At 43.4% G+C, this 4,564-nt stretch carries 4 protein-coding genes and 1 pseudogene; 2 read left to right on the forward strand and 3 right to left on the reverse strand.

From position 1 onward, the window contains the following. Positions 1–120: pseudogene (locus tag IM456_RS23550) on the forward strand (RRXRR domain-containing protein); the annotation flags it as partial. 235 nt (positions 121–355) lie between these two features. Here IM456_RS23550 and trpA read toward each other — a convergent pair. Next, entirely contained in the window at positions 356–1,150 is a 795-nt protein-coding gene (trpA, locus tag IM456_RS10580; RefSeq protein WP_149987414.1) for a tryptophan synthase subunit alpha, read from the reverse strand. A gap of 350 nt (positions 1,151–1,500) precedes the next feature. Between trpA and IM456_RS10585 the strand changes: the two genes are divergently transcribed. Further along, complete coding sequence (locus IM456_RS10585; RefSeq protein WP_149987415.1) at positions 1,501–2,418, forward strand: glycosyltransferase family 2 protein; 918 nt, start codon at positions 1,501–1,503, stop codon at positions 2,416–2,418. 775 nt (positions 2,419–3,193) lie between these two features. Here the strand turns inward: IM456_RS10585 and IM456_RS10590 are convergent. Next, the gene (locus IM456_RS10590; RefSeq protein WP_149987417.1) at positions 3,194–4,219 is read right to left on the reverse strand and encodes an ABC transporter permease; all 1,026 of its coding nucleotides are present in this window, start codon (positions 4,217–4,219) and stop codon (positions 3,194–3,196) included. Between the two features lie 101 nt (positions 4,220–4,320). Beyond that, positions 4,321–4,564, reverse strand: a 244-nt coding sequence (locus tag IM456_RS10595) for a hypothetical protein (RefSeq protein ID WP_287705267.1), incomplete at its 5' end; no start/stop codon positions are given.

Raw genomic sequence — 4,564 nt, forward strand, 5'->3', positions numbered from 1 at the left:
AGTGGAGATACCGAAAAACAGCTATCTGTAAGCGATACCAGTTGGAAACGATTGGGACAAATAGCTGTTAGCAAGATTCAGTTAATTCGTCGTTCTAACGGTTTAATTGTTTCTCACTAACTTGTATAAAGCCGCCCTCCGCTATCGCTAAAGGGCGGGGTTTCAGACCCATTTTTTCGATGAACGAGAACCCGAACCCTATCCCCCCCATCCTACCCCGATCGGCGTGGGAGAGCCAGATCGCCTATCTCCGGGCTGTATTCCGGGCGAAAAAAGCGCTAGATGAAATTGAACGAATTCAGAACGAGAAGACATAAACGCTCGATCTAATCCGCATCCACTAACTCCTTATCCCTCACTGAATCGCCTGTTTTAAACTACGGCAGAATTCTTCGAGGGATTTTAACCCATCGCTGGGGGAATTATCGGCCAGACGTTTAACCATGGCACTGCCGACAATTACCGCATCAGCCCCCCAGTTTTTCACCTGTAGTGCCTGTGTCGGGTCAGAAATGCCAAATCCTACCCCCACGGGTTTATCGCTGACAGAACGGATAGAATCGAGCAATTCCTCCACTCTGGTGGCCACTTGGTTCCGCATTCCCGTCACTCCCGTGACACTCACCAGATAAATAAAACCTTGAGATTGCAGTGCGATCGCTTGTATTCGTTCCGGGGGACTGGTCGGCGCTACCAATAAAATCACCTCAATTCCCTTAGCGGCAGCCGGTTGCAGCAGACTTTCCGCTTCCTCTAGGGGTAAATCGGGAACCACCAAACCACTCACCCCGGCTGCTTTAATTTGGTCTAAAAAGACATCTATCCCGCGATGGTAGATGGGATTATAGTAAGTAAAGAGAATAATGGGAGCTTTCACCTCTCCCTGAGCATTTTTGACGATTTCTAGCACATCTTCCAACTTGACACCCCGATTTAAAGCGCGCGTGGCCGCCGCTTGAATAACCGGACCATCTGCAAGAGGATCGGAATAGGGAACCCCCAACTCGATCAGATCGGCCCCTGCCCGGTCTAAAATGCGTAAAGCTTGGGCAGTAGTGGACAAATCGGGATCACCGGCAGTAATAAAGGGAATTAAGGCACAATTCCCCTGGGAACGGAGAGAACGAAAACACTCGGAAACAGCAGTCATCGAAAATTACTGGAGACATAAAGCACCGTCTATTATCTCATGGTGGGGAATAGCTCATTGCTGGTTGCCGCAAGCTCAGGTAAAGAATTTTTCAAGTAATACTTAAGAAATATTGACAAAATGGCGATCGAGGTTAGAATAGGCTCAGTCTGGCAGTTTTAAGAAAATTTCTTGGATAATAAGGGTTTTCATTCCGCTTTTTCCAGTACACAATAGGACTAAGCTAAACGGCTTTTACTTCGGATCACCGATATAGACTCCAAAAGGGTTATAGCTATTGGATCATGCAGGTTAAGCGCCGTTTAGCTTACTACCCGATCGAGTTTCGTATAATCAAACACCATATATCTATGTTTTCCATTTACATTCTGACCCATAACGAAGAAATTGATATTGCCGCCTGTGTAGAATCGGCACTTCTATCTGACGATGTGATTGTGGTTGACTCCTACAGTAACGATCGCACTGTAGAGATTGCTTCTCGTTATCCAGTGCGAGTGATTCAGCATCAATTCGAGAGTCATGGTAAACAAAGAACTTGGATGTTGGAAAATATCGAGACTAAATACGATTGGGTTTATATTCTCGAAGCAGATGAACGGATGACACCCCAACTCTACGCAGAATGTCTGCTGGCCACTCAACAACAGGAATTTACTGGTTTTTATGTGGCCGAAAGAGTTATGTTTATGGGAACTTGGATCCGTCGCAGCACCCAGTATCCCCGTTATCAAATGCGTCTATTTAGAAAAGATCAAGTCTGGTTTAGCGATTATGGTCACACGGAAAGAGAAGAATGTCGAGGAAAAACCTCTTTTTTACAAGAAACCTATCCCCACTATACCTGTAGTAAAGGTTTAAGTCGTTGGATTGAAAAACATAATCGTTATTCTACCGATGAAGCAGCAGAAACCCTACATCAGTTGGCTAACGGTGATGTTAGTTGGAAAAATTTATTTTTTGGTGAAACCGAAGTAGATAGACGGAGAGCTTTAAAAGATTTATCTCTAAGATTGCCTTTTCGTCCCTTGCTTCGTTGGTTTTATATGTATTTTATCTTGGCGGGAATTCTCGATGGTAAAGCTGGTTTTGCTTGGTGTACTTTGCAAGCTTTTTATGAGTATTTGATCCTCTTAAAAGTAGCGGAAATGAAACAGGGTTTACCCACTCCCCCCGAAGTGAGAAATCCTTTTCATCCCCCGCAAAATGGTGACAATAGTAATTCCCATAGGCCCGATTTCGTCTCCCTAAAAGGAAAAGCCGATTAACATTCAACCATTATTAATCAGTCAGCAATCACCTAACAACAACCTAGAGATAAAAAGCAATCCTGATCCATTTTTTATTAGCTGTGACGTAAGGATTCAGGTGCCTCAAATGCAGTCACAGAGCGGCTTCTAAAATCTCAGAACTCGCTAAATTAACAGTTTCATTCTCAATAAGCACGAAAATTAAGCCTTTCAGCGTTTCTTAATGAGAATGAGGATTTTGCCATAATTCGCCTAAATGCTTACACAGCATGGGTTTGACTGCTTTTTGTATGACCTGAATCCTTACGCTGTGACATCAATTTCACGGCTGTTGTCTTATGTCAAGCTGTACTGTATTTAAACTGCGTATTGGAATTTTATACCATTTTTCAAAAGTAATGACAGAGATGATTATGCCGGGTGCATCTCAATTTTGGAGAAATATCTAGATGACATTTTGGGCGCACGCAGTGCGCCCCTACCATTGGCGCAATAATACTAAATCCTGTTATTAAAAACTGATTATTTATTCCACCTTTTGCCTGTTGCCTGTTGCCTTTTGCCTGTCCTGATATGTAGCCTATACTCAACGGATTTAGTATAATATTATTGTAGGGGCGAATTGCATTCGCCCTCTTTGAACAACTTCTGCTGCTCACCTATATGTGAGAGAAAATCACAAATATGAGATGCACCCGGTTATGCCTGCTACGAATAAAGAAAAATGGTATTAGTACAAATGCTCAAACTTCCCACCTCCCGACCTCCCCACTTCGTGATTCTCTCTCCCTGATTAATAACGGATGCGAGGATCAATGTAAGCATTGATTAAATCGATCAAAATACTGGCAAAAACCACTATTGTCGCAAAAAAAGCCATTAATCCCTGCACTGTTGGGTAATCCCGCAGAGAAATCGCGCGATATAACTGATTTCCCAAACCCGGCCAAGAAAAAGTAACTTCCGTCAAGACTGCACCACCTAAAAGAGCCGCAAAAGTTAATCCTAAGACAGTAATTACGGGAATTAGGGCATTTTTCATCGCATGGGCGATCATAATCGTTTTTTCTGGTATTCCTCTCGCTTTGGCCGCATCTACATAGTCCGCTTGCAAAGTTTGTTTCAGATTAACTCGTACCATCCGTTCAAAAATCCCACTCAAAAGAATGCCGAGAGTAAAACTAGGTAAGGCTAGATAATACAAGGCTGTGGGCAACTTATCTAGTTGTAGAGTCATCAGACTATCAAGGGTATATAAACCTGTAATTGTCTGGGGTGGAGTTTCACTCAAAGGAAAACGAGTCCCCAAGGGAAACCAGCGCAACTGTACCGCAAAAATTAGCTGTAAGAGCATTCCCACCCAAAAAATCGGCAAGGAATAGGTTATCAGTCCAAATAAACGTCCCCCCGCATCTAAGGGAGTATTCGGACGGGAAGCGGTAATAATTCCCAATCCGACTCCCACTATCACCGCAATTAGCATTCCATAAAAAGTTAGTTCCACCGTCGCTGGAAAATGTTTAGCGATAATCTCCCATACTGTCACCCCCTTACTGGTTAAAGAGTCTCCTAAATTGAGGCGCATTAGGTGAAAAATATAGTCTAGGTACTGGAAAAATAGGGGTTTATTCAGTCCTAATTGTTCTCTTAGGGCATTTTTGGCACTTTCAGGAGCGCGGTTGCCTAAAATCGCATCCGTGGGATCACCGGGGGCAACACGCATCAGCAGAAAAACCACCGTCACGATCGTCCATAACATCAAGGGAGCTAGGAGTAAACGCACCAGTAAATAGGATTGTAAAGCGGAGCGGCGAGACATGAGGGCTTTCCGATCAGAAAATAGATTCTCAAGGAACCATACCCCAAAATCGCCCCAGCGATCGAGAGGGACTGAATAAAAAATTAAATTGAGGAAAATATTTAGTACGAATAAACTAATGCATCCGCACCGCCAGTTCTAATCAAGGGACTAGCAAAAAAGACTAAGGTCTGAAAGGCTGATGTAGCAAGGGATAGAAAAAAGATCAAAAAATTTTGCCAAAAGGGGTTGACAAACTTGGGGAAGTTAGATACATTGGTAAATGCGCGGTTGAAGCGAAGCGAAAGCGAAGCGAAACAAACGACGCTGGAACCTAGACAAAACAATAGTTTGAAAGCCAAGCAA

The sequence above is a fragment of the Microcystis sp. M079S1 genome, assembly GCF_020246425.1.
In the GTDB taxonomy this organism is placed as follows: Bacteria; Cyanobacteriota; Cyanobacteriia; order Cyanobacteriales; family Microcystaceae; genus Microcystis; species Microcystis aeruginosa.

What these genes read in the sequence shown, in the direction of transcription:
- trpA (WP_149987414.1), bottom strand. Translation starts at nt 1,150, where the DNA reads ATGACTGCTGTTTCCGAGTGTTTTCGTTCTCTCCGTTCCCAGGGGAAT.
- IM456_RS10585 (WP_149987415.1), top strand. Translation starts at nt 1,501, where the DNA reads ATGTTTTCCATTTACATTCTGACCCATAACGAAGAAATTGATATTGCC.
- IM456_RS10590 (WP_149987417.1), bottom strand. Translation starts at nt 4,219, where the DNA reads ATGTCTCGCCGCTCCGCTTTACAATCCTATTTACTGGTGCGTTTACTC.